At 64.1% G+C, this 281-nt stretch carries 1 protein-coding gene; it reads left to right on the top strand.

Annotation, left to right across the window (positions count from 1 at the left end):
- Positions 1-281: hemagglutinin repeat-containing protein (locus ACTHRE_RS11135; RefSeq protein WP_440345127.1), on the top strand; the 281-nt coding region annotated here is incomplete at both ends.

The following is a 281-nucleotide window of genomic DNA, read 5'->3' as shown; positions in this document are numbered from 1 at the left end:
CGGCTGGATGAAAAACCGCCGCGAGAACGAGGGCGAAGAAACCCGGCAGGCCGCCAGCCAAATCGGCAGCCTGAAAGGCAGCGTACGGATAGATGCCGGCGGTGCCTACCGCCAAACCGGCAGTGATGTTGCCGCCGCCCGCGACATCGACATTGCCGCCCAAAGCGTCGATATCCGCACCGCCGACAACCACGGCCGCAGCCGCCAGAGCGAGCGCGACCTTAAAATCGGCACCTTCGCCAAAATCTCCTCACCGCTGATCGATCTGGTCAACGCTGCCG

Source organism: Neisseria sp. P0001.S007, from assembly GCF_051963655.1.
GTDB lineage: Bacteria > Pseudomonadota > Gammaproteobacteria > Burkholderiales > Neisseriaceae > Neisseria > Neisseria subflava_A.
The sequence above is the reverse complement of the archived record's forward strand: the minus strand, read 5'-3'. Positions and strand labels throughout refer to the sequence as shown.